The 23,081-nt window shown below is 52.2% G+C and carries 25 protein-coding genes and 1 tRNA gene; 19 read left to right on the top strand and 7 right to left on the bottom strand.

Going from position 1 to position 23,081, the window contains the following annotated elements:
• Positions 1–11: 11 nt before the first annotated feature.
• Positions 12–989, bottom strand: coding sequence for a calcium/sodium antiporter (locus N7268_RS02960; RefSeq protein ID WP_260861746.1), 978 nt, complete (start codon positions 987–989; stop codon positions 12–14).
• A gap of 215 nt (positions 990–1,204) precedes the next feature.
• Here N7268_RS02960 and mlaF point away from each other — a divergent pair, with 215 nt between their 5' ends.
• The 7 genes from mlaF (at position 1,205) to murA (ending at position 6,010) form a co-directional block, all read left to right on the top strand.
• Entirely contained in the window at positions 1,205–2,017 is an 813-nt protein-coding gene (gene mlaF, locus N7268_RS02955) for a phospholipid ABC transporter ATP-binding protein MlaF (protein ID WP_198905556.1), read from the top strand.
• A 7-nt stretch (positions 2,018–2,024) separates the two neighbouring features.
• The gene (gene mlaE / locus N7268_RS02950; RefSeq protein ID WP_198905557.1) at positions 2,025–2,807 is read left to right on the top strand and encodes a lipid asymmetry maintenance ABC transporter permease subunit MlaE; all 783 of its coding nucleotides are present in this window, start codon (positions 2,025–2,027) and stop codon (positions 2,805–2,807) included.
• A gap of 4 nt (positions 2,808–2,811) precedes the next feature.
• On the top strand, positions 2,812–3,369 hold the full coding sequence (mlaD, locus tag N7268_RS02945) for an outer membrane lipid asymmetry maintenance protein MlaD (RefSeq protein WP_198905558.1): 558 nt from the start codon (positions 2,812–2,814) through the stop codon (positions 3,367–3,369).
• An 18-nt stretch (positions 3,370–3,387) separates the two neighbouring features.
• Entirely contained in the window at positions 3,388–4,023 is a 636-nt protein-coding gene (gene mlaC / locus N7268_RS02940) for a phospholipid-binding protein MlaC (RefSeq protein ID WP_260861745.1), read from the top strand.
• Positions 4,023–4,319 carry a lipid asymmetry maintenance protein MlaB gene (gene mlaB / locus N7268_RS02935; protein ID WP_260861744.1) on the top strand — a complete coding sequence of 99 codons (297 nt, stop codon included), beginning with the start codon at positions 4,023–4,025 and terminating at the stop codon, positions 4,317–4,319. Before mlaC ends, mlaB begins: the two co-directional genes overlap by 1 nt.
• A 123-nt stretch (positions 4,320–4,442) precedes the next feature.
• Entirely contained in the window at positions 4,443–4,697 is a 255-nt protein-coding gene (gene ibaG / locus N7268_RS02930; RefSeq protein WP_198905561.1) for a BolA family protein, read from the top strand.
• Positions 4,698–4,750: 53 nt separating this feature from the next.
• The gene (gene murA, locus N7268_RS02925) at positions 4,751–6,010 is read left to right on the top strand and encodes a UDP-N-acetylglucosamine 1-carboxyvinyltransferase (RefSeq protein ID WP_198905563.1); all 1,260 of its coding nucleotides are present in this window, start codon (positions 4,751–4,753) and stop codon (positions 6,008–6,010) included.
• A gap of 56 nt (positions 6,011–6,066) precedes the next feature.
• On the opposite strand, the gene sfsB is transcribed toward murA, so the two are convergent.
• Both sfsB and ispB read right to left on the bottom strand, forming a co-directional pair.
• The gene (sfsB, locus tag N7268_RS02920) at positions 6,067–6,351 is read right to left on the bottom strand and encodes a DNA-binding transcriptional regulator SfsB (protein ID WP_198905565.1); all 285 of its coding nucleotides are present in this window, start codon (positions 6,349–6,351) and stop codon (positions 6,067–6,069) included.
• Positions 6,352–6,592: 241 nt separating this feature from the next.
• A complete protein-coding gene (gene ispB / locus N7268_RS02915; protein ID WP_260861743.1) occupies positions 6,593–7,564 on the bottom strand; it encodes an octaprenyl diphosphate synthase in 972 nt (323 codons plus the stop codon).
• A 259-nt stretch (positions 7,565–7,823) separates the two neighbouring features.
• On the opposite strand from ispB, the gene rplU reads away from it, so the two are divergent.
• From rplU to cgtA, 4 genes are all read left to right on the top strand, one after another.
• Entirely contained in the window at positions 7,824–8,135 is a 312-nt protein-coding gene (gene rplU, locus N7268_RS02910; protein ID WP_003025032.1) for a 50S ribosomal protein L21, read from the top strand.
• 19 nt (positions 8,136–8,154) lie between these two features.
• Positions 8,155–8,412, top strand: a complete 258-nt coding sequence (rpmA, locus tag N7268_RS02905; RefSeq protein WP_003025030.1) for a 50S ribosomal protein L27 — start codon at positions 8,155–8,157, stop codon at positions 8,410–8,412.
• Between the two features lie 127 nt (positions 8,413–8,539).
• Complete coding sequence (locus N7268_RS02900; RefSeq protein WP_260861742.1) at positions 8,540–9,505, top strand: DMT family transporter; 966 nt, start codon at positions 8,540–8,542, stop codon at positions 9,503–9,505.
• A 15-nt stretch (positions 9,506–9,520) separates the two neighbouring features.
• Entirely contained in the window at positions 9,521–10,693 is a 1,173-nt protein-coding gene (gene cgtA / locus N7268_RS02895) for an Obg family GTPase CgtA (RefSeq protein ID WP_198905570.1), read from the top strand.
• Positions 10,694–10,795: 102 nt separating this feature from the next.
• Here cgtA and dacB read toward each other — a convergent pair whose 3' ends face one another.
• A complete protein-coding gene (gene dacB, locus N7268_RS02890) occupies positions 10,796–12,232 on the bottom strand; it encodes a serine-type D-Ala-D-Ala carboxypeptidase (RefSeq protein ID WP_260861741.1) in 1,437 nt (478 codons plus the stop codon).
• A 248-nt stretch (positions 12,233–12,480) separates the two neighbouring features.
• Here dacB and greA point away from each other — a divergent pair, with 248 nt between their 5' ends.
• Complete coding sequence (greA, locus tag N7268_RS02885; protein ID WP_260861740.1) at positions 12,481–12,957, top strand: transcription elongation factor GreA; 477 nt, start codon at positions 12,481–12,483, stop codon at positions 12,955–12,957.
• A 280-nt stretch (positions 12,958–13,237) separates the two neighbouring features.
• On the opposite strand, the gene yhbY is transcribed toward greA, so the two are convergent.
• Positions 13,238–13,531, bottom strand: coding sequence for a ribosome assembly RNA-binding protein YhbY (gene yhbY, locus N7268_RS02880; RefSeq protein WP_003025016.1), 294 nt, complete (start codon positions 13,529–13,531; stop codon positions 13,238–13,240).
• Between the two features lie 125 nt (positions 13,532–13,656).
• Here yhbY and rlmE point away from each other — a divergent pair, with 125 nt between their 5' ends.
• The 4 genes from rlmE to glmM all read left to right on the top strand — a co-directional run bounded on the left by rlmE (position 13,657) and on the right by glmM (position 18,594).
• Positions 13,657–14,286: a 23S rRNA (uridine(2552)-2'-O)-methyltransferase RlmE gene (rlmE, locus tag N7268_RS02875; RefSeq protein WP_004106110.1), complete on the top strand. Its 630-nt coding sequence runs from the start codon at positions 13,657–13,659 to the stop codon at positions 14,284–14,286.
• A 99-nt stretch (positions 14,287–14,385) separates the two neighbouring features.
• The gene (gene ftsH, locus N7268_RS02870; RefSeq protein WP_260861739.1) at positions 14,386–16,317 is read left to right on the top strand and encodes an ATP-dependent zinc metalloprotease FtsH; all 1,932 of its coding nucleotides are present in this window, start codon (positions 14,386–14,388) and stop codon (positions 16,315–16,317) included.
• 98 nt (positions 16,318–16,415) lie between these two features.
• The gene (gene folP / locus N7268_RS02865; RefSeq protein WP_198905573.1) at positions 16,416–17,264 is read left to right on the top strand and encodes a dihydropteroate synthase; all 849 of its coding nucleotides are present in this window, start codon (positions 16,416–16,418) and stop codon (positions 17,262–17,264) included.
• Positions 17,257–18,594, top strand: coding sequence for a phosphoglucosamine mutase (glmM, locus tag N7268_RS02860; protein WP_260861738.1), 1,338 nt, complete (start codon positions 17,257–17,259; stop codon positions 18,592–18,594). The genes folP and glmM overlap by 8 nt, the downstream gene beginning before the upstream one ends.
• Before the next feature lie 50 nt (positions 18,595–18,644).
• On the opposite strand, the gene dcuC is transcribed toward glmM, so the two are convergent.
• Both dcuC and iadA read right to left on the bottom strand, forming a co-directional pair.
• On the bottom strand, positions 18,645–20,111 hold the full coding sequence (gene dcuC, locus N7268_RS02855; RefSeq protein WP_260861737.1) for a C4-dicarboxylate transporter DcuC: 1,467 nt from the start codon (positions 20,109–20,111) through the stop codon (positions 18,645–18,647).
• Between the two features lie 10 nt (positions 20,112–20,121).
• Positions 20,122–21,255, bottom strand: a complete 1,134-nt coding sequence (iadA, locus tag N7268_RS02850; protein WP_260861736.1) for a beta-aspartyl-peptidase — start codon at positions 21,253–21,255, stop codon at positions 20,122–20,124.
• 151 nt (positions 21,256–21,406) lie between these two features.
• On the opposite strand from iadA, the gene N7268_RS02845 reads away from it, so the two are divergent.
• From N7268_RS02845 to N7268_RS02835, 3 genes are all read left to right on the top strand, one after another.
• Complete coding sequence (locus N7268_RS02845) at positions 21,407–22,300, top strand: LysR family transcriptional regulator (protein WP_198905578.1); 894 nt, start codon at positions 21,407–21,409, stop codon at positions 22,298–22,300.
• A gap of 169 nt (positions 22,301–22,469) precedes the next feature.
• Complete coding sequence (gene secG / locus N7268_RS02840) at positions 22,470–22,802, top strand: preprotein translocase subunit SecG (RefSeq protein WP_003025000.1); 333 nt, start codon at positions 22,470–22,472, stop codon at positions 22,800–22,802.
• A gap of 9 nt (positions 22,803–22,811) precedes the next feature.
• Positions 22,812–22,898: transfer RNA gene (locus N7268_RS02835), tRNA-Leu, on the top strand.
• Positions 22,899–23,081: the final 183 nt, after the last annotated feature.

The following is a 23,081-nucleotide window of genomic DNA, read 5'->3' as shown; positions in this document are numbered from 1 at the left end:
TGCGTTTCCAGTTATCCAACGAGAAGGGGCGATAACCAATACAGCATCGCCAGCCATATGATAAAACCGCCGGTCAACAGCGCGCCAGCGCCTCGACCTGTCTGGCGTGGACGACGCCAGCAGAGTAATGCAAAAATTACGCTCACCAGTAGCATGACGCTATAGTCGCGGCTGAAGGCCATCGGATTAATCTCGCCTGGCGTAATTAGCGCAGGCAGTCCGAGGACGATAACAATATTAAAAATATTCGCGCCGATAATGTTACCGACCGCAATGTCGTTTTCACCTTTGCGCAGCCCTGCGATTGCCGTTGCCAGTTCTGGCAGGCTGGTGCCAATGGCGACCACCGTCAGACCGATGGTGAGTTCGCTCATGGCAAAATAGTTCGCCAGCACGGTCGCGTTATCGACCACCATCCGTGTTGCCATCGGCATGATGATCAGCGCAATACCCAGCCACAAAAATGCAACGGGTAGTCCCCCTTCGCGTGGGAGCTCCGCCACTTGTTCCCGGGTAAGGCTGTCGTTGCCTTGCCGTTCAGCCAGACGCGCGATTTTAACAATGAATAGCAGCCATAGCACGGCAAGAAGCAGAAGAAAGAATCCATCGCTGCGACTCAACTGCCCGTCATACAGCACAGAAGCGGCCAGAATACTCACCAGCAACATTAGCGGTAATTCACGACGCAGAACATCAGAATGCACGGTAAAAGGGTGAATTAGCGCTGACAGGCCTAAAATTAATAAAATATTCGTGATATTGGAGCCGATAGCGGTACCGACGGCTAAATCGAGCTGCCCATTCATTGATGCGGCAACGGAGACAATAATCTCAGGTAAGGAGGTACCGATGCTGACGACGGTCATCCCAATGATGATCGGGGGAATGCCAAAGGATCGGCATAAAATGGATGCGGCAAACACCAGACGGTCGGCACCGTAGACCACCAGAAGTAAACCAATTATTAACAGCGCCGTCGCTAAAAGCATCTAAAGTCCTTTCTTCAGGTATACTCGCCGGTCCACGTGAAGGATCTTCTGGAAGCCGTAACGAAGTCTTAATTTTGACTTTATGCGGCTAAAAAGTAAAACAAATGCCAGCTTTCGCTAACCAGGGTGGGTAATAATCTGTAAATATGTTGGGTTCATGGCTAAATTGAGCGCCAAACTCTTCGATTAACGAGGCAATAGTAAAGGATGAATCAATGGGTCAGTCTGTGGCGAATCTAGTCGATATGCGCGATGTCAGCTTTTCCCGAGGCGACCGCTGCATTTTTGATAATATTTCCCTGACGGTGCCGCGCGGTAAAGTAACGGCAATCATGGGGCCATCAGGCATCGGCAAAACGACGCTGCTGCGTCTGATTGGCGGGCAGATCCCTCCCGATAAGGGCGAGATTCTGTTTGACGGCGAGAACGTTCCTGCCATGTCTCGTTCGCGTTTGTACACCGTGCGTAAGCGCATGAGTATGCTGTTTCAGTCAGGTGCCTTGTTTACCGACATGAACGTGTTTGACAACGTTGCCTATCCGCTGCGTGAGCATACGACGTTACCCGCGCCGTTGCTGAAAAGCACGGTGATGATGAAGCTGGAGGCTGTCGGCCTGCGGGGCGCGGCAAAATTAATGCCTTCGGAATTATCCGGTGGGATGGCCCGACGTGCGGCATTAGCACGCGCCATTGCGCTGGAGCCTGATCTCATCATGTTTGATGAGCCGTTTGTTGGCCAGGACCCCATCACAATGGGGGTGCTGGTGAAGCTGATTTCAGAACTGAACAGCGCGCTGGGCGTCACCTGCGTGGTGGTTTCCCATGATGTGCCGGAGGTGCTGAGTATTGCGGATTACGCCTATATTATGGCGGACAAAAAAATAGTGGCCTACGGTAGTGCTCAGGCGCTGCAAGAAAATGCCGATCCGCGCGTGCGCCAGTTCCTGGATGGTATTGCCGATGGGCCGGTTCCGTTCCGCTATCCGGCGGGCGATTACCACACCGATTTACTCAAAACAGGGAGTTAAGCCACCCATGTTGTTAAATGCGCTGGCATCACTCGGACATCGGGGGATCAAAACCCTCAGAACGTTCGGGCGTGCCGGATTAATGTTGTTCAATGCGGTAATCGGCAAGCCGGAGTTTCGCAAACATGCGCCGCTGCTGATACGCCAGCTCTATAATGTCGGTGTCTTATCGATGCTGATCATTATCGTCTCTGGCGTGTTCATCGGTATGGTGTTGGGGTTGCAGGGATACCTGGTTCTGACGACTTACAGCGCAGAAACCAGCCTTGGCATGCTGGTGGCGCTTTCGTTGCTGCGTGAACTGGGACCGGTCGTTGCGGCGCTGCTGTTTGCAGGACGTGCCGGCTCGGCGTTAACCGCAGAAATTGGTCTGATGCGAGCGACCGAGCAGCTTTCCAGTATGGAAATGATGGCGGTCGATCCCCTGCGTCGGGTGATCTCCCCGCGTTTTTGGGCGGGTGTTATCTCTCTGCCGCTACTGACGATTATTTTTGTCGCGGTTGGCATCTGGGGTGGTTCGCTGGTTGGCGTGAGTTGGAAAGGTATTGATGCAGGCTTTTTCTGGTCTGCCATGCAAAATGCCGTCGACTGGCGTCTGGACCTGGTCAACTGTTTGATTAAGAGCGTGGTGTTCGCCATTACGGTCACGTGGATTGCATTGTTTAATGGTTATGATGCGATCCCGACCTCCGCCGGGATTAGCCGGGCAACGACACGCACCGTTGTGCACGCATCTCTTGCCGTTCTGGGGCTGGATTTTGTGCTGACCGCACTGATGTTTGGGAATTAAGTTCATGCAAACGAAAAAAAATGAAATTTGGGTCGGGTTATTCCTGTTGGTTGCGCTGCTGGCGGCGCTGTTTGTCTGCCTGAAAGCCGCAAACGTCACGTCGATGCGCACTGAGCCGACCTACACGATTTATGCGACCTTTGATAACATCGGCGGCTTGAGAGAGCGCTCTCCGGTGCGGATTGGCGGCGTGGTGGTAGGCCGTGTTTCCGACATCTCGTTAGATCCGAAAACCTATCTGCCGCGTGTGACGCTGGAGATCGAATCGCGTTTTAACCATATCCCGGATACCAGTTCACTGAGCATCCGTACCTCCGGTCTGCTGGGCGAGCAGTACCTGGCATTAAACGTAGGTTTTGAAGATCCTGAGCTGGGAACGTCTATCCTCAAAGATGGCGGCACGATTCAGGACACCAAATCTGCGATGGTGCTGGAGGACATGATTGGTCAGTTCCTTTACAACAGCAACAGTAAAGGTGATGACAATAAGAATTCTGGCGATGCGTCTGCTGCGACAGAAGGCAATAATGAAGCCACTACGCCTGCGGGCGCAACGAAATAATCTCAGGAGAATCGACGTATGTTTAAACGATTGATGATGGTGGCTATGCTGGTGATTGCCCCCCTTAGCGCCGCAACGGCAGCGGATCAGACTAACCCGTACAAACAGATGAATGAAGCGGCACAGAAAACCTTCGATCGTCTGAAAAACGAACAATCTAAAATCCGTTCCAACCCGGACTATCTGCGTGATGTTGTTGATCAGGAACTGCTGCCGTACGTGCAGGTAAAATATGCGGGCGCATTAGTGCTGGGTCGTTACTACAAAGAAGCGACGCCTGCGCAACGTGATGCGTATTTCGCTGCGTTTCGTGAATATCTGAAACAGGCCTACGGTCAGGCGCTGGCGATGTACCATGGACAAACGTATCAGATTGCACCTGAGCAGCCGCTGGGCGATGCGACCATTGTGCCGATCCGTGTGACGATCATCGATCCGAATGGCCGTCCTCCGGTACGTCTGGATTTCCAGTGGCGTAAAAACTCCCAGACCGGTCACTGGCAGGCGTATGACATGATTGCCGAAGGCGTCAGCATGATCACCACGAAACAAAACGAGTGGAGCGACCTGCTGCGTACGAAAGGTATCGATGGTCTGACGGCACAGCTGAAATCCATTGCTCAGCAGAAAATCACGCTGGAAGAGAAAAAATAATGCCACAGTCACTCACGTGGACGCGCGAAGGTGACAAGCTGGCGCTTGTGGGAGAGCTGGATCAGGACGTGTTAAATCCGTTATGGGATGCGCGCGTTGAAGCGATGAAAGGGGTAACCTGTATCGACCTGAGCCAGATTTCCCGGGTAGATACCGGTGGTCTGGCATTACTGCTACACCTTATCGACCAGGGCAAGCAGCAGGGGAATCGAGTTTCACTCGCTGGCGTTAACGATAAGGTTTACACGCTGGCGCAGCTTTACAATCTTCCCGACGACGTCCTTCCGCGTCAGTAATATCAGGACGTTACTCTCAATGGCCTCGCCTGATTTATCAGCGAGGCTTTTTGCTTATTTATGACAGCGCCACTTTGCTCTAAGATGTTGGGCTGTTTTCACTATCTGACGAATGAAGAGCCCATGGAAAATAATGAAATTCAGAGCGTGCTGATGAATGCACTCTCCCTCCAGGAAGTCCACGTTTCTGGCGATGGCAGCCACTTTCAGGTTATTGCCGTGGGTGAGATGTTTGAAGGCATGAGCCGGGTCAAAAAGCAGCAATCCGTCTACGCGCCGTTGATGGAATATATTGCGGATAATCGCATCCATGCCTTGTCGATCAAGGCGTTTACCCCAGCTGAATGGGCGCGCGATCGTAAACTTAACGGTTTTTGAGCTACGGGTTATGTGCCGGTAGCGAGTATGAATTCTAAACAGAGAACAGAATAATGGATAAATTCCGTGTTCAGGGGCCGACGAAGCTCCAGGGCGAAGTCACCATTTCAGGCGCTAAAAACGCCGCACTGCCGATCTTGTTCGCGGCGCTGCTGGCAGAAGAACCTGTCGAGATCCAAAACGTCCCGAAACTGAAGGACGTTGACACCTCTATGAAGCTGCTGAGCCAGCTGGGTGCGAAAGTTGAACGTAACGGTTCCGTGCACATCGATGCGCGTGACGTGAACGTATTCTGCGCGCCGTATGACCTGGTGAAAACCATGCGCGCGTCCATCTGGGCGTTGGGACCGTTGGTGGCTCGCTTTGGTCAGGGCCAGGTTTCACTGCCAGGCGGCTGCACTATTGGCGCGCGTCCGGTTGACTTACACATTACCGGTCTTGAGCAGTTGGGCGCCACCATCAAGCTGGAAGAAGGCTATGTGAAAGCGTCTGTTGATGGTCGTCTGAAAGGGGCGCACATCGTGATGGATAAAGTCAGCGTCGGCGCGACAGTCACCATCATGTGCGCAGCAACGCTTGCAGAAGGCACCACCATCATCGAAAACGCCGCGCGCGAGCCGGAAATCGTTGATACCGCAAACTTCCTGATTACGCTGGGTGCGAAGATCACCGGGCAGGGTACCGATCGTATCACCATTGAAGGCGTTGAACGCCTCGGTGGCGGCGTGTATCGCGTTCTGCCAGACCGTATTGAAACCGGGACGTTCCTGGTGGCAGCGGCAATTTCTCGCGGCAAAATTATCTGCCGCAATGCGCAACCTGATACGCTGGATGCCGTTCTGGCGAAGCTGCGTGATGCAGGTGCGGATATTGAAGTGGGTGCAGACTGGATTAGCCTGGATATGCACGGTAAGCGTCCAAAAGCTGTCAATGTGCGCACTGCGCCGCATCCGGCTTTCCCGACTGACATGCAAGCCCAGTTCACGCTGCTGAACCTGGTCGCAGAAGGGACGGGGTTCATCACTGAAACCGTATTCGAGAACCGCTTTATGCACGTGCCTGAACTGAGCCGTATGGGCGCGCATGCGGAGATCGAAAGCAATACGGTGATTTGCCACGGTGTTGAAACGCTCTCCGGCGCACAGGTCATGGCGACCGATCTGCGTGCGTCCGCAAGCCTGGTACTGGCGGGATGTATTGCGGAAGGTACCACGGTGGTGGATCGCATTTATCACATCGATCGTGGCTATGAGCGCATCGAAGATAAACTGCGCGCACTTGGTGCAAATATTGAGCGCGTGAAAGGCGAGTAATCGTCTGCGGCTTTTGTTCCCCCATGGGTCGTTGACATGGGGGGACTGTCAAAACATCATTCGGTATCCTGCTTCTCTTTACGGGCTCTCATCAGGCGCGTTCTGTCGATAAATTCATGCGTTTGTGCGTCGTGATAGCGCGATGGCCAAATCACCCAGGGATCTGCCCCCAGTGCTCTGGCGATAATCAATTCACCCTTTGGCCACGGCCGCGTTAACGCATTTGCCAGTGTTGATGAACTTAATCCATTTTTACGCGACTCGGCAGCCATCGAGGTTCCTTTCTTGCGTAATCCCGCGATGATGTCAGCTGGATGCCAGTCAATAAACTTGTTTTCCATAATTCCATCACTCCTTAGTTTAACCACTTACGGTTTCACAATTAGCCAGTGAGGACACTATAACGTCAGGAGAACGAATGCTCTAATATGTTCCTGTAAAATGTTAATATATTCAGAATATGCCAATGTCATACTGAAGGGTTTTAAATGCGATTGGCGTGTGGTGAAGAGATTTTACAGGAGCTTATAAGCGCATCCCGCGCTGGGCGCGGGATGATGGTATCAGCGGGTAAGGGGAGTATTAACGATCACGCTGTACTGCGATATGTGCCAGCCCAATCAGGGCTTCTTTCCACTGAGAGTCTGGGAGTACCTGAAGTGCGGCAATCGCCTTATCGGCTTCTTCTTCAGCACGCTGGCGGGTCCATTCCAGTGAACCACAGGCGTTCATGGCTTCCAGAACCGGATCCAAAAGATGGCGGCCATTACCTTGTTCAATTGCCTGTCGAATCATCAGGGCCTGTTCCGGGGTGCCGTGACGCATGGCGTGCAACAGAGGGAGCGTAGGTTTGCCCTCATTGAGATCATCCCCCACGTTTTTACCCAACTGCTCGCCATCGGCGCTGTAATCCAGCAAATCGTCAATTAACTGGAATGCCGTACCAAGATATCGGCCATAATCCTGCAACCCTTTTTCCTGCTCAGCGCTACAGCCAGCCAGAATACCTGAGCATTGGGCCGCAGCTTCAAACAGGCGCGCTGTCTTGCTGTAAATGACGCGCATGTAGTTTTCTTCGGTAATGTCAGGGTCATTGACGTTCATCAACTGCAGCACTTCGCCTTCTGCAATGACGTTTACCGCTTCAGACATGACTTCCAGCACTTTCAGCGAACCGAGGCTGGTCATCATCTGAAAAGCGCGGGTATAGATAAAATCGCCGACCAGCACGCTGGCCGCATTACCAAATGCGGCATTCGCCGTTGCTTTCCCGCGGCGCATGTCGGATTCATCCACAACATCATCATGAAGCAGGGTCGCGGTGTGGATAAACTCGATTAAAGCCGCGATCATAACGTGCGCATTTTCTTGATAACCAACGGCACGCGCCGCGAGTACCGCAATCATTGGACGAATGCGTTTCCCGCCGCCGCTAACAATGTAGTACCCCAACTGGTTGATCAACTGGACATCGGAATTGAGTTGCTCAAGGATTGTCGCATTGACACCCGCCATATCTTGCGCGGTTAACTCATTGATTTTTTCTAAATTCATCGCAAAAGCCGGGCTTCTCGCCCCGATTACCTCACAGTATGGCAAGGCAACGTCGGGTTTTAAGGTTAGAAATATATGCTGATTGTACTGAAAAAACGCCGCAGATAAACGTTACCGTACGTGTTGTGTTTTTTTTCTTCATGTATTGACGGTAGCACTTGTCAAAGGCTCGCGTTTTGCGTAATATTCGCGCCCTATTGTGAATATTTATAGCGCACTCTGAATCATCAAAAAGGTGTGCGCGGAAGCGGAGTTTTTTATGTACGCGGTTTTCCAAAGTGGTGGTAAACAACACCGAGTAAGCGAAGGTCAGACCGTTCGCCTGGAAAAGCTGGACATCGCAACTGGCGAATCTGTTGAGTTCGCAGAAGTTCTGATGATCGCAAACGGTGAAGAAGTCAAAATCGGCGTTCCTTTCGTTGATGGCGGCGTTATCAAAGCTGAAGTTGTTGCTCACGGTCGTGGCGAGAAAGTTAAAATTGTTAAGTTTCGTCGTCGTAAACACTACCGTAAGCAGCAGGGCCATCGTCAGTGGTTCACTGATGTGAAAATCACTGGCATCAGCGCTTAAGTTAAGGGGAGCAGATTAAATGGCACATAAAAAGGCTGGCGGCTCGACTCGTAACGGTCGCGATTCAGAAGCTAAACGTCTGGGCGTAAAACGCTTTGGCGGCGAAACAGTTCTGGCTGGTAGCATCATCGTTCGTCAACGTGGTACTAAATTCCACGCTGGTTCTAACGTTGGTTGCGGCAAAGACCACACTCTGTTTGCTAAAGCAGACGGTAAAGTGAAATTTGAAGTGAAAGGCCCGAAAAACCGTAAATTCATCAGCATTGTTGCTGAATAAGTTTTTCGCGTCCCGGTAACGGATAAAAGCCCCGCAACACGTTGCGGGGCTTTTTACATTCGACGACCGGTAAATATGCTCGTCGCACCGTCATCATTCGGAAACGAGCCCTTGCAGGGAATACGGCATGAAGCAGCAGGCAGGTATTGGTATTCTTTTAGCGCTCACGACTGCGGTCTGTTGGGGGGCTTTGCCAATAGCGATGAAGCAAGTGCTGGAGGTGATGGAGCCTCCTACCGTCGTGTTCTACCGTTTTTTAATGGCAAGCATTGGCCTTGGGGCGATTCTTGCGGTTAAAAAGAAGCTCCCGCCACTGCGTATTTTTCGCAAAGCGCGTTGGCTGGTACTGCTGGCAATCGCCACCGGTGGACTGTTCGGTAACTTCATTCTGTTTAGTTCTTCTTTGCAATACTTGAGCCCAACGGCTTCGCAGGTTATCGGTCAACTTTCACCGGTTGGCATGATGATCGCCAGCGTCTTTATCCTGAAAGAAAAGATGCGCGGTACGCAGGTCATTGGTGCCATTATGCTTTTGAGCGGGCTGGTGATGTTTTTTAATACCAGTCTGATCGAGATTTTTACCCGACTGACCGATTACACCTGGGGTGTGATTTTTGGTGTCAGTGCGGCGATGGTCTGGGTGAGTTATGGGGTGGCGCAAAAGGTGTTATTGCGTCGCCTGGCGTCACCGCAGATCCTGTTTTTACTGTACACTTTATGTACGATTGCGTTATTGCCGTTGGCTAAACCCGGCGTGATAACGCAGCTCAGCGACTGGCAGCTTGCCTGTCTTGTATTCTGCGGCCTGAATACGTTGGTAGGATACGGTGCCCTTGCGGAAGCGATGGCGCGGTGGCAGGCGGCGCAGGTGAGCGCCATTATCACGCTCACGCCGCTGTTTACGTTGTTATTTTCAGATTTATTATCACTGGCCTGGCCCGATTTCTTCGCCAGACCGATGCTAAACCTATTAGGTTATCTCGGTGCGTTTATCGTGGTTGCGGGCGCGATGTATTCCGCCATTGGTCATCGAATTTGGGGCGGTTTACGTAAGCATGAAACGGTGGTTTCGCAACCCCGCTCAGGCGAATGATTTACGGAGAGTAAAATGAAGTTTGTTGATGAAGCATCGATTCTGGTCGTTGCAGGTGATGGCGGTAATGGTTGTGTCAGCTTCCGCCGCGAAAAATACATCCCGAAAGGCGGCCCGGATGGCGGTGATGGCGGGGATGGCGGCGACGTCTGGCTGGAAGCCGACGAAAACCTGAATACGCTGATCGATTACCGCTTTGAAAAATCGTTCCGTGCGGAACGTGGTCAGAATGGCGCGAGCCGTGATTGTACTGGTAAGCGTGGTAAAGACGTCACCATTAAAGTGCCTGTCGGTACGCGCGTTATTGACCAAGGTACCGGCGAAACCATGGGCGACATGACAAAACATGGTCAACGTCTGATGGTGGCGAAAGGCGGCTGGCACGGTCTGGGTAACACCCGTTTTAAATCCTCGGTAAACCGTACTCCGCGTCAGAAAACGATGGGTACACCGGGCGATAAGCGCGATCTGATGCTGGAGCTGATGCTGTTGGCGGACGTGGGTATGCTGGGCATGCCAAACGCTGGTAAATCAACGTTCATCCGTGCAGTGTCTGCGGCGAAACCGAAAGTGGCGGATTATCCGTTTACTACCCTGGTACCGAGCCTGGGCGTTGTGCGTATGGACAACGAAAAGAGCTTCGTGGTTGCTGACATCCCGGGGCTGATTGAAGGCGCGGCCGAAGGCGCAGGCCTGGGGATCCGCTTCCTGAAACACCTGGAACGTTGTCGCGTCCTGCTGCACCTCATTGATATCGATCCGATTGACGGTTCTGATCCGGTAGAAAACGCCCGTATCATTATTGGCGAACTGGAAAAATACAGTCAGGATCTGGCATCTAAGCCGCGCTGGTTAGTGTTCAACAAAATTGATTTGATGGATGCGGCTGAAGCAGAAGAAAAAGCGAAAGCGATCGCGGACGCGCTGGGCTGGGAAGGTAAATATTATCTGATCTCTGCCGCCAGCCAGTTGGGCGTGAAAGATCTTTGCTGGGATGTGATGACCTTTATCATCGAGAACCCGATTGTTCAGGCTGAAGAAGCGAAACAGCCGGAGAAAGTGGAGTTCATGTGGGACGATTATCACCGTCAGCAGCTCGCTGAAGTCGAAGACGAAGCGGAAGATGACTGGGATGATGATTGGGACGAAGACGACGAAGAAGGCGTTGAGTTCATCTACAAGCGTTAATCGCAATCAAAACCCCGGCCATGTTGCCGGGGTTTTTGTTTCCAGGTCAGCCTCTGTAGGCCGGATAAGCGCGTTAACGTCACTGCCCGGCGTTTCGCCGGGTTAGTTATTCTGATAAATATCCTTGTACAACCGGCTCTCGAAGCGAACCAGTGGTATACGGCGATTACGCTGGTCTGCAGGCTCTACCGCATAGCCCGACAGATACTGCACAAACGCCATGCGTTGCCCGCTTGCTGTGGTGATAAATCCGGCGAGGTTATACACCCCTTGTAACGAGCCTGTCTTCGCCGAGACTTTGCCATCCACTCCCGCCTGATGCAAACCTGCACGGTATTGCAAAGAGCCATCGTGGCCTGCCAGCGGCAGCATCGTGATGAAATTCAGCTCATTATCATGCTGAGCAATGTATTGCAGCACTTGCATCATGGTGGCCGGCGCAATCAGGTTATGGCGGGACAGTCCTGAACCATCAGCAATAATGGTGTTGCCAATATCAACGCCTGCCTGCTGGCGCAGGATTTGGCGTACGGCATCAGAGCCTGCGCGCCAGGTGCCCGGCACATTAAACCGCGCGTGGCCAATCATGCGAAAGACGGTGTCGGCGATCATGTTGTCTGATTTTTTCAGCATAATCTTAAGCAGATCGTGCAAAGGCGCAGACTGTTTGCTGGCGACGATTGTCCCCGGCTCGTTGACCTGTGTCTGGCGCAATAGCGTGCCGCTGTAGGTGATACCTGCTTGTTTCAGCTCATCTTTGATAATGGCCCCGGCATAGCTGGCGCCATCCTGAATCGCGAATGCCAGCGGCAGAGGATCCGCGCGCTGGGGCAGACAGCCAGTGAGCGTGAAACGGTTCAAATCGCCAGGAACGACATCGAGTTCACAATACTGCGCTTCTGCAGAACCGCGTGCCAGCGTGCGTACCTGGCTGAACATAGTGACTGGGTAATAGGACGCCACGCGAATAAAGGCAAGATCGTTTGGCTTCTGTGCGCTGTAGAGCGAAACAGAGAAGCAGTTACGATCGACAATCGCTGCCGCAGGCGGAGCGCTGAAGCACTGCGTCATGTCATTCCAGGGCCAGCCAGGGGCTTTATCATGGCTGGCGAAAATAGAGGTGTCGATAAGGACATTTCCGGCAATTTGCGTCACGCCTGATTTTTTCAGGGTTGCCACCATATTGCGAATATCCTGGCGTTTTAGCGTCGGATCGGCACCAAATCGCGCGACTAAGTCCCCTTTCAATACGCCATCTTCTACGCTGCCTTTCGTCTCAAGCGTGGTGGTGAAACGAAAGTCTGGCCCGAGCTGAATCAGTGCCGCCAGAGCGGTAATGACTTTCTGGGTACTGGCGGGGAGCGCCATCTGCTGACTATGGTAATCAATCGCGGGAGCAGGGGCCCCGACCTTCTGTACCATAAGGGCGAGGTTGGCCCCAGCAGGAAGCTGGTTGATGTACTCGTCAACATTCGCAGCCTGAATGCTGAACGCCGCTATACTGGCAGTCAATCCAATGGTAAATCTGGGAAATCGCATAATCTCGCGCTAACAACCTGGAAACAGGCCGTCATACTACGGCGCAACGCCCCAAAAAGTAAACGATGACCCATAGGGAACTCCAGGGTAAAATGATCATCAAATAGAAAATCGTAGCTGACCTGGGACATTGTGCCCGGGTCGGTATTTTTTTTGCTTCTGACTCTCGCATGGCGTATGCCTGAGTGGGCTTAGCAGCCGGGGTGAAAACAAGCGCCCCCTACAGGAATGTTCAAGAGGTATAACAAATGCAAGCTATCCCGATGACCTTACGTGGTGCTGAAAAACTGCGCGAAGAGCTGGATTTTCTGAAATCTGTGCGCCGTCCTGAAATTATTGCCGCCATTGCTGAAGCGCGTGAACACGGTGATCTGAAAGAGAACGCGGAGTATCACGCTGCCCGTGAACAGCAGGGATTCTGCGAAGGACGCATTAAAGATATTGAAGCGAAGCTGTCAAATGCCCAGGTTATCGACGTGACGAAAATGCCGAACAATGGCCGCGTCGTTTTCGGTGCGACAGTCACCGTTCTGAACCTCGATAACGATGAAGAGCAAACCTGGCGTATTGTGGGTGACGATGAGGCAGATTTTAAACAGAACCTGATTTCAGTGAACTCACCTATCGCACGTGGCCTGGTCGGCAAAGAGCAGGATGACGTAGTGGTTATCAAAACGCCGGGCGGTGAAGTGGAATATGAAGTGCTTAAGGTAGAATACCTGTAAGCATTACCCAATACACACGTCATACTGCAAGCTGCATGTGCGTTGGCTACGTTCGCTCACCCGAAGCACTTACCACAGTAAGCTCACCGGGGTTCGTTCTCTTGCCGCCTTCCTGCCGCTCGAATTATTTAGTGTATCTGTAAGATGTTGATGTATTGTAAAGAAAGGAAAAAGGCCGCATAGCGGCCTTTTATCAACGAAGAGAGCGTGGCATTTTGCTCTCCTGCTAGCGGAAATTCCCGTGTTTTACACAAACTTCGTGTTTAACTTTGGGATATTCTTAGCGTGGCAGCGAGATTTTACGTTCTTTAGTCGGGCGATACAGTACCAGCGTTTTGCCGATGACCTGTACGTTGCAGGCGCCGGTTTCGCGTACGATAGCTTCCACGATCAAGGTTTTAGTATCGCGATCTTCCGAGGCGATTTTCACCTTGATAAGTTCATGGTGCTCTAACGCTTGTTCAATCTCGGCCAGTACCCCTTCGGTCAAACCATTATTGCCAAGCATAACTACCGGCTTGAGCGGATGTGCCAGACCTTTCAGGTGCTGTTTTTGTTTAGTACTCAGATTCATCGTATATTTTTGCTTACGTTGGGATTGAAAACGGGTCATTCTACCGCCATCTCCCATATATCGCCAAATAGCTGTGTAGAAATTTACACCATTGGTTACGATGAACTGCCCGATGGGAAAGTGAAATGACAGGTAAAAAGCGTTCTGCCAGCTCAAGCCGCTGGCTTCAGGAACACTTTAGCGATAAATATGTTCAACAGGCGCAGAAAAAAGGGTTACGTTCCCGTGCCTGGTTTAAACTTGATGAAATACAGCAAAGTGACAAAATTTTTAAACCGGGGATGACGATTGTTGACCTCGGCGCTGCACCCGGTGGCTGGTCGCAATATGCGGTTACGCAGATCGGAAACAGCGGCCGCATTATCGCTTGCGATCTTTTACCTATGGATCCAATCGTTGGAGTGGACTTCCTTCAGGGCGACTTTCGTGATGAATTAGTCCTGAAAGCATTACTTGAGCGAGTAGGTGACAGTAAAGTACAAGTGGTCATGTCTGATATGGCGCCAAATATGTGTGGTACACCGGCAGTGGATATTCCCCGGGCCATGTATCTGGTAGAACTGGCGCTGGGTATGGCTCGTGATGTATTAGCGCCAGGTGGTAGTTTTGTAGTGAAAGTGTTCCAGGGCGAAGGTTTCGATGAGTATCTAAGAGAGATTCGCTCCCTGTTTACGAAGGTCAAAGTTCGTAAGCCGGACTCTTCCCGCGCCCGTTCGCGTGAAGTGTACATTGTAGCGACCGGGCGTAAACCATAACCGGTAGATTTCAAACGAAAGTTTGAAAGACGCTGGATATAGAGTATCCTGACGCTGTTTTTAACACAGTTGTAATAAGAGGTTAATCCCTTGAGTGACATGGCGAAAAACCTAATACTCTGGCTGGTCATTGCCGTTGTGCTGATGTCAGTATTCCAGAGCTTTGGGCCCAGCGAGTCTAATGGCCGTAAGGTGGATTACTCTACCTTTCTGCAAGAGGTCAATCAGGACCAGGTTCGTGAAGCGCGTATCAACGGACGTGAGATTAACGTTACCAAGAAAGACAGTAACCGTTACACGACCTACATTCCGGTTAACGATCCGAAGCTGCTTGATAACCTGCTGACCAAAAACGTCAAGGTTGTTGGCGAGCCGCCTGAAGAGCCGAGCCTGCTGGCTTCTATCTTCATTTCCTGGTTCCCAATGCTGCTGCTGATTGGTGTCTGGATCTTCTTCATGCGTCAGATGCAGGGCGGCGGTGGCAAAGGTGCCATGTCGTTCGGTAAGAGCAAAGCGCGCATGCTGACGGAAGATCAGATCAAAACCACTTTTGCTGACGTTGCAGGTTGTGACGAAGCGAAAGAAGAGGTGGCGGAACTGGTTGAGTACCTGCGCGAACCGAGCCGTTTCCAGAAACTGGGCGGTAAAATCCCGAAAGGCGTCCTGATGGTCGGTCCTCCGGGTACAGGTAAAACCCTGCTGGCAAAAGCCATCGCGGGTGAAGCGAAGGTTCCATTCTTCACAATTTCTGGTTCTGATTTCGTGGAAATGTTCGTGGGTGTCGGTGCATCTCGTGTGCGTGACATGTTTGAACAAGCCAAGAAAGCAGCACCGTGCATTATCTTCATCGATGAAATCGATGCCGTAGGTCGCCAGCGTGGCGCGGGTCTGGGCGGTGGTCACGATGAACGTGAACAAACGCTGAACCAGATGCTGGTTGAGATGGATGGCTTTGAAGGTAACGAAGGTATCATCGTTATCGCGGCAACTAACCGTCCGGACGTTCTGGACCCGGCACTGCTGCGTCCTGGCCGTTTCGACCGTCAGGTTGTGGTTGGCCTGCCAGACGTTCGTGGTCGTGAGCAGATCCTGAAAGTTCACATGCGTCGTGTACCGCTGGCGCCGGATATCGATGCGGCAATCATTGCCCGCGGTACCCCGGGCTTCTCCGGTGCGGACCTGGCGAACCTGGTCAACGAAGCTGCACTGTTTGCTGCCCGTGGCAACAAACGTGTTGTCTCGATGGTTGAGTTCGAAAAAGCGAAAGACAAAATCATGATGGGTGCGGAACGTCGCTCCATGGTGATGACGGAAGCGCAGAAAGAATCCACCGCGTACCACGAAGCAGGTCATGCGATTATCGGTCGCCTGGTGCCGGAACACGATCCGGTCCACAAAGTGACAATTATTCCGCGTGGTCGTGCATTGGGTGTGACCTTCTTCCTGCCTGAAGGCGACGCAATCAGCGCCAGCCGTCAGAAGCTGGAAAGTCAGATTTCTACGCTGTACGGCGGTCGTCTGGCTGAAGAGATCATCTACGGTGTTGAACATGTTTCTACCGGTGCGTCGAACGACATCAAAGTCGCGACCAATCTGGCGCGTAACATGGTGACTCAGTGGGGCTTCTCTGAGAAACTCGGTCCGTTGCTGTACGCGGAAGAAGAAGGCGAAGTGTTCCTGGGACGCTCTGTTGCGAAAGCAAAACATATGTCCGATGAAACCGCGCGTATCATCGACCAGGAAGTGAAGTTGCTGATCGAACGTAACTATGACCGTGCTCGTCGCCTTCTGAACGATAACCTGGACATTCTGCACTCGATGAAAGATGCGCTCATGAAATATGAGACCATCGATGCGCCGCAGATTGATGACCTGATGGCTCGTCGTGATGTGCGCCCGCCTGCGGGCTGGGAAGAGTCCGGTACGTCTAATAACTCTGGCAACAATGGTACCCCGAGTGCACCGCGTCCGGTCGATGAACCGCGTACGCCGAATCCGGGCAACATGTCAGAGCAGTTAGGCGACAAATAAGTTATCGTTACCGATGACCATGTTTTAATTGAAAACCCTGGGGCTTGCTCCGGGGTTTTTGTTATCTGCTTACTCAAGATTTTACCAGGGATAAGACTATGAAACTCTTTGCTCAGGGTTCTTCACTGGATCTCAGCCATCCCCACGTTATGGGTATTTTAAATGTCACGCCGGACTCCTTTTCTGATGGCGGGGCGCACAATACGTTGGTTGAGGCAGTGAAACACGCCAATCTGATGATTAACGCAGGGGCGACTATCATTGATGTGGGTGGAGAATCCACACGTCCAGGCGCAGCGGACGTGAGCGTGGAAGAAGAGCTGAATCGCGTGATCCCGGTCGTTGAGGCAATCGCTCAACGTTTCGAAGTGTGGATTTCGGTTGATACCTCAAAACCGGAAGTGATTCGCGAGTGTGCCAGAGTGGGGGCACATATCATTAATGACATTCGTTCACTCTCGGAGCCGGGTGCGCTGGAAGCCGCAGCGGAAACCGGATTACCGGTTTGCCTGATGCATATGCAGGGGCAGCCGAAAACGATGCAGGAAGCGCCCAAATACGAGGATGTGTTTGCTGAGGTAAATCGTTACTTTATTGAGCAAATAGCTCGTTGTGAAAGGGCTGGCATCGCAAAAGATAAATTGTTACTCGACCCGGGATTCGGATTCGGTAAAAATCTCACCCATAACTACACATTACTGGCACGCCTGGCGGAGTTTCATCATTTTAATCTGCCGCTGCTGGTTGGGATGTCACGAAAATCAATGGTTGGCCAGTTGCTGAATGTGGGGCCATCTGAACGCCTGAGCGGTAGTCTTGCGTGTGCGGTGATTGCCGCGATGCAGGGGGCGCAGATCATTCGTGTCCATGACGTCAAAGAAACCGTAGAAGCGATGCGTGTGGTGGAAGCCACATTGTCTGCAAAGGAAAAAAAACGCTATGAGTAATCGTAAATATTTTGGCACTGATGGGATCCGTGGCCGTGTAGGCGACGCCCCAATTACTCCTGACTTTGTGCTCAAGCTGGGTTGGGCTGCAGGTAAAGTGCTGGCACGTCATGGTTCACGTAAAATTATTATCGGTAAAGATACGCGTATTTCTGGCTATATGCTGGAGTCTGCGCTGGAAGCGGGCCTGGCTGCAGCCGGACTCTCGGCTTCTTTTACCGGTCCAATGCCCACACCCGCCGTTGCTTATCTGACGCGCGCTTTCCGTGCTGAAGCCGGAATTGTTATCTCTGCCTCGCACAACCCGTACTATGACAACGGGATCAAATTCTTCTCCACCGACGGGACCAAACTGCCGGATGCGGTTGAAGAAGCCATTGAAGCCGAGATGGAAAAAGCGATCACCTGCGTGGACTCGGCTGAACTGGGTAAAGCTACCCGTATTGTCGATGCTGCCGGTCGTTATATTGAGTTTTGCAAAGGCACCTTCCCGAACGAACTGAGTCTGAATGAGCTTAAGATCGTGGTGGATTGCGCGAATGGCGCGACGTACCACATTGCACCAAATGTCCTGCGTGAGCTGGGTGCAAATGTGATTGCCATTGGCTGTGAGCCAAACGGCGTGAACATCAATGAAGAAGTGGGCGCCACCGACGTCCGTGCCCTGCAGGCGCGGGTGATTGCAGAAAAAGCCGATCTGGGTATTGCGCTGGACGGCGACGGCGACCGCGTGATCATGGTTGACCACGAAGGTAATAAAGTCGATGGCGATCAGATCATGTATATCATCGCCCGTGAAGCGCTGCGTCAGGGGCAACTGCGTGGCGGTGCCGTCGGTACGCTGATGAGTAACATGGGTCTTGAACTGGCACTGAAGCAGCTGGGTATTCCGTTTGCCCGTGCGAAAGTGGGCGACCGCTACGTGCTGGAAAAAATGCAGGAAAAAGGCTGGCGTATCGGGGCAGAGAACTCGGGGCACGTGATCCTGCTGGACAAAACAACCACCGGTGACGGGATTGTAGCGGGTCTGCAGGTACTGGCTGCGATGGTACGCAATCACATGAGTCTGCACGATTTGTGCAGCGGCATGAAAATGTTCCCGCAGCTGCTGGTTAACGTTCGTTTCACTGCTGGCAGCGGCGACCCGCTGGAAAATGAAAACGTAAAAGCGGTGATGGCGGAAGTTGAAGCGGCGCTGGGTAACCGTGGACGCGTTCTGCTGCGTAAGTCTGGTACTGAACCGTTAATTCGAGTGATGGTTGAAGGTGAAGATGAAGCGCAGGTCACTGAATTCGCTCACCGTATTGCGGATGCCGTGAAAGCGGTTTAATCACATAAAGCGTCAGTAGTAACGCCGGAGTCCTGGACTCCGGCTTTTTTTTACTGTGCTGAAATCGCCGGCTTGCGTCGGTTTTGCCAGAAATAGCCCCCGGCAATCATCAACACGAGGGCTGCCAGCCACGGCAGTACCGCCAGCAAATGCCCGGAACGGGCAAACGTCAGTGCAATCATCAACAACCAGCCACCCAGCATCGGAATGGCGGTGCGCTTAACAATATCTACGGGCGATACGCCAGCAATCCCTGCGATAGCAATGATGACGCCGGCAATCGGCGATAATGTCCGTCCAATCCCCGCCGATATTTGAATCGGTAACATCATCACCGCGATATCGCTGCCGATATGGCGGCTGATGTCCGGTACCATCGGTGCGAAGGAGAAAAACGCCGCATTCCCGGATCCCATCAAAGCCGAAATCGCGAAGGTGATCAGCGTCATCAGCAGGATAATCGAAGCGGCACTCAGACCAAATTCACCAGACAGGGAGAGGAGTGCATCGACGGCGCCAATCGCTTTTAATCCGGCAGAAAAAACTTCACCAGCGATAATCAGCGTCACGACAGTGGCAAAAACACTGCCCATGCTGTCGAAAACTTTTTGCACGCCCGCCATCACATCGCGCGCTTTCCTGTGGCGGCAGTATTCACAAACCAGCGTAATGGCAAGGCTTATCAGGACTGCGGTATCCAGGGTGATTTTGAGCGAGCTGAACAGCAGATCGCTGCACAGCAGCATTAAAACCAGCGGTAACATTGGCAGAAAAAGCCAGGCTACCGGTGCGGTGGTTTCGTCGGTAGATGTTAACGTCTGCATCTGCACAGCGACGTTGTCGCCACTTTCACGTCGATCGAAAAAGCGTTGGACGACAATATGCAGCAGTGCAATAAAAAGAATGACAGGGATGACGATGGGAAGCTGATCCTGGACAAAATAGTTCACGACCTCAATGCCCGCCGTTTTGGCGGCAAGAACAGAGTTGCCGGAGCCTGGCCCAAATTCCACCGCGCAGGTACTGGCGATTACGGCGGCAACGGCCGCGCGACTGCAACCAAGACGCGTCAGCAAGGGGTAAAGCGTTGCCATCAGCAGTAAGCCTAATCCTGTGGCGCTGCTGATAAACAGCGACAGAAATTGACCCAGCAATAATGCCAGCCCGAGCAGCAGATAAGGGGAGTTCAGGCGCTGCAAAGGGCGGGATGTCACCCTAACCAGTACCTGGCTGGCACCAATTGCCGACATATACGTGGCGAAACCACCAATCAGCATAATTTGCAGCCCGAGACCGCCGAGGCGAACGCTCAGCGTATCGCGGATAAACTCAAAGACATCAAACGGGCCAAATCCGGTACTTTTTTTCACCAGGCCACTGAGCGTAGCCAGCCCACTAAAATGCGCGATGAGCAGCAGGACAATCCCGGTCAGTAGCAGCACCGACTGAGGGTGATACTTTTTCAGAATCAGACGTCCGGCAAAAATAATGGCAATGAGTGCCAGCAATAATGACATTCTTACATCCTCACTCAAAATTGCCGTTGACCAGACATTCGCCATCACGCAGTAACGGTATGCCCGCGGCAAACAGATGCGCCAGAGAGAGGTCGTCATTGAGTACGCAAATATCGGCACGTTCACCCGCACAGAGCACGCCGCCGGAAATCCCCAAAGACCGTGCGACGTTTGCCGTCACCATGGCAATCGCTTGTGATACTGGGATGCCGACGTCGATCAGACGCGGAAGCAGGTTAAGGTTACCGGCCACTGGCGCCGCGCTTAATCCTTCGACAATGCCTTGTGCGTTAAAGCGCGGTACGCTGCCATTACCATCCGAACTGATGGTAATGCGATCGGCCGGAACTTGTGCTTTCAGTGCATGCAGAATGGCTTCTTCCTGAGGCATAAATCGGCTGCCGCCTGAGGTCACATCGATATGGCCGCCCCGGTGTGCGAAGGCGATGGCTTGCTCGAATAGCGCTTCTGTTCTCGCCACATGGGTCGGCGAGATATGGTGGATTGGGATCCCTGCATCGCAAAGCTCAACCAGTTGCGACATGCCTTCTGGCAGATTGCCAAGATGGACATGCAGCAACCCTTTTTTACCCGCCAGCAGAGAGGCCACGCGGATATCGCTGACAATCCTCAACAGTTCCTGAAAAGACGGATAAGAACCACGGTGATCGGCCAGTGCTATTTTGACGCCGAGAATGGCCGGGATAAATGCCATATCATCGCGGATGGATTTTGTGATGGTGGGACTGGGTACGGCATAAGCACCCGTATGCATAAACGCACGCACGCCTTCCAGATTCAGCGATTGCATTTTGGCATAGAGATCTTTGGGGGAGCGAGAGATGGCATCTGTACCCAGCACGCCGACAACCGTTGTAATACCTGCCTGAATGAGATCACGTAATTTGACGGCTGGTGTGCGGCTGGCAAAACCGGCCTCACCGCCACCACCGGTAAGATGGACATGCTGATCGATGATGCCAGGGATTACCCACTTTCCCCGACAATCGATGACTTCTGTAACACCTTCAAAGCATGAAATATCTTTTTCTACCGCCACAATACGATCGGCATGTACCAGCAGGGAGCAGAGGCCTAAATCCTCAGGGGAAAAGACACGGGCATTGGTCAGTAATGTAAACATATCAGTCCTGTCAAACGTCAAGGGAAAGAAGAGTCGGCAGGTGAAACGGAATATTGTTGTTATGATGTCCACATTAAAGTCATTACTATAACTGTGACTATTTCCAATTTGTTATCGGTGGATACGGTTATGGTATGGTGGAGTGTTCGACATGGATTGTAAGTGGTTAGAAGATTTTTTGGCTTTGAGTCAGCATGGGAATTACTCTCAGGCCGCGGCGCAGCGACATATCACGCAACCCGCGTTAAGTCGGCGGATTAAAGCGCTGGAGGAGGTACTGGGCGTCCCGCTGTTCGATCGCACCACAACGCCGGTTTCACTGACTTCCTATGGCGAACGTTTTGAACCCTATGCCCGTCATGTCCTCAGTACATTGACGGAGGCGCATCATGAACTATCTGCAATGATGCCCGCGACAGACAATACGCTGGTAATGGTCAGTCTACATACGTTGTCGGTGAATATCCTGCCTGACATGATCAACTATCTGCGACAAAGTGAACCGCAACTTAGCTTTACGGTAAACGCCAGCATTCAGGGGATTGATAACCACTTTAACGCCTTGATTGACCGGCAGATTGATTTGCTGGTGACGTATGATTTGCCTTCCTCTCAGCCGGGATTGGAGATTGCGGGAAGGCTCAAGCGCTCCTTATGGCGATACGAGCGTTTTATTCCGGTTATTTCTTCACAATTGGCGGAGAAGCTTGAGGATACTAAGGCGCAGATCCCCTGGCTTTGCTATAGCGACTACACCTTTGTCAGGCGTATTATCGACCCTGCAGAGCAACGTGTGCGCCCGCGTCTGAAAAAGGTGTTTGAGAGTGGCTTAAGCGAGACCATTCGGGAAATGGTGTTACGGCATATGGGAATGGCGTGGTTGCCGGAATCAATGGTCGCTGAAGAATTAGTGAATCATGAGATTATCCACTGTTGGCCGGATAATACCGCGCTGATTTGTGAAATCCCCGTTGTTGTTTGGGCGAACGTTGATGATCAACGACCTGTCATGCAGAGGTGCTGGGATAAATTGCTGCGTTTTTGATTGATGTGGCGATTTTTTCCGCAGTTGATACAATGCCAACAAATTGCCCTTGCGAAGGTTATTCGCTTTGGTTAGTATTCACACCCGCTTCAGTGGGAAACAGTATGTATGTCCCGCTTTATTGGTCGAAGCATTGGTACGCGGCAACTCCGCAAGGAACAGGTTGATTATGCACGAAGCTCTTTTGGTAGTTTTCCTTATTGTGGCAATTGGCCTGGTTGGCTTGATTATGCTGCAGCAAGGTAAAGGCGCTGATATGGGAGCCTCTTTTGGCGCAGGCGCATCTGGTACGCTGTTTGGTTCAAGTGGTTCTGGTAACTTCATGACCCGAATGACAGCTGTATTGGGAACCCTGTTCTTCATTATCAGTCTGGTGCTGGGTAACATGAACAGCAATAAGACCAATAAAGGAAGTGAGTGGGAAAATCTGAGTGCACCGGCGAAAACCGAGCAGACTCAGCCAGCTGCTCCGGCTCAGCCGACCAGCGATATCCCACGCTAAGTATTCTGTACCGAGGTGGTGGAATTGGTAGACACGCTACCTTGAGGTGGTAGTGCCCTAACGGGCTTGTGGGTTCGAGTCCCATCCTCGGTACCAAATTCCAAAAAAGAGACGCTGCAAAGCGTCTTTTTTTTCGTCTGTCATTTGTGGGGGTTGGTCGGATAAGGCGTTTATGCCGCCATCCGACATTATTACAACGCCTGATGGCGCTACGCTTATCAGTCCTACATCCCTCATATTCCGCGCATAAAAAAGGCCGCTTTCGCGGCCTTAAGATGA

Source organism: Citrobacter sp. Marseille-Q6884 (assembly GCF_945906775.1).
Classification (GTDB): domain Bacteria; phylum Pseudomonadota; class Gammaproteobacteria; order Enterobacterales; family Enterobacteriaceae; genus Citrobacter.
This window is presented reverse-complemented; position numbering and strand designations above follow the sequence as displayed.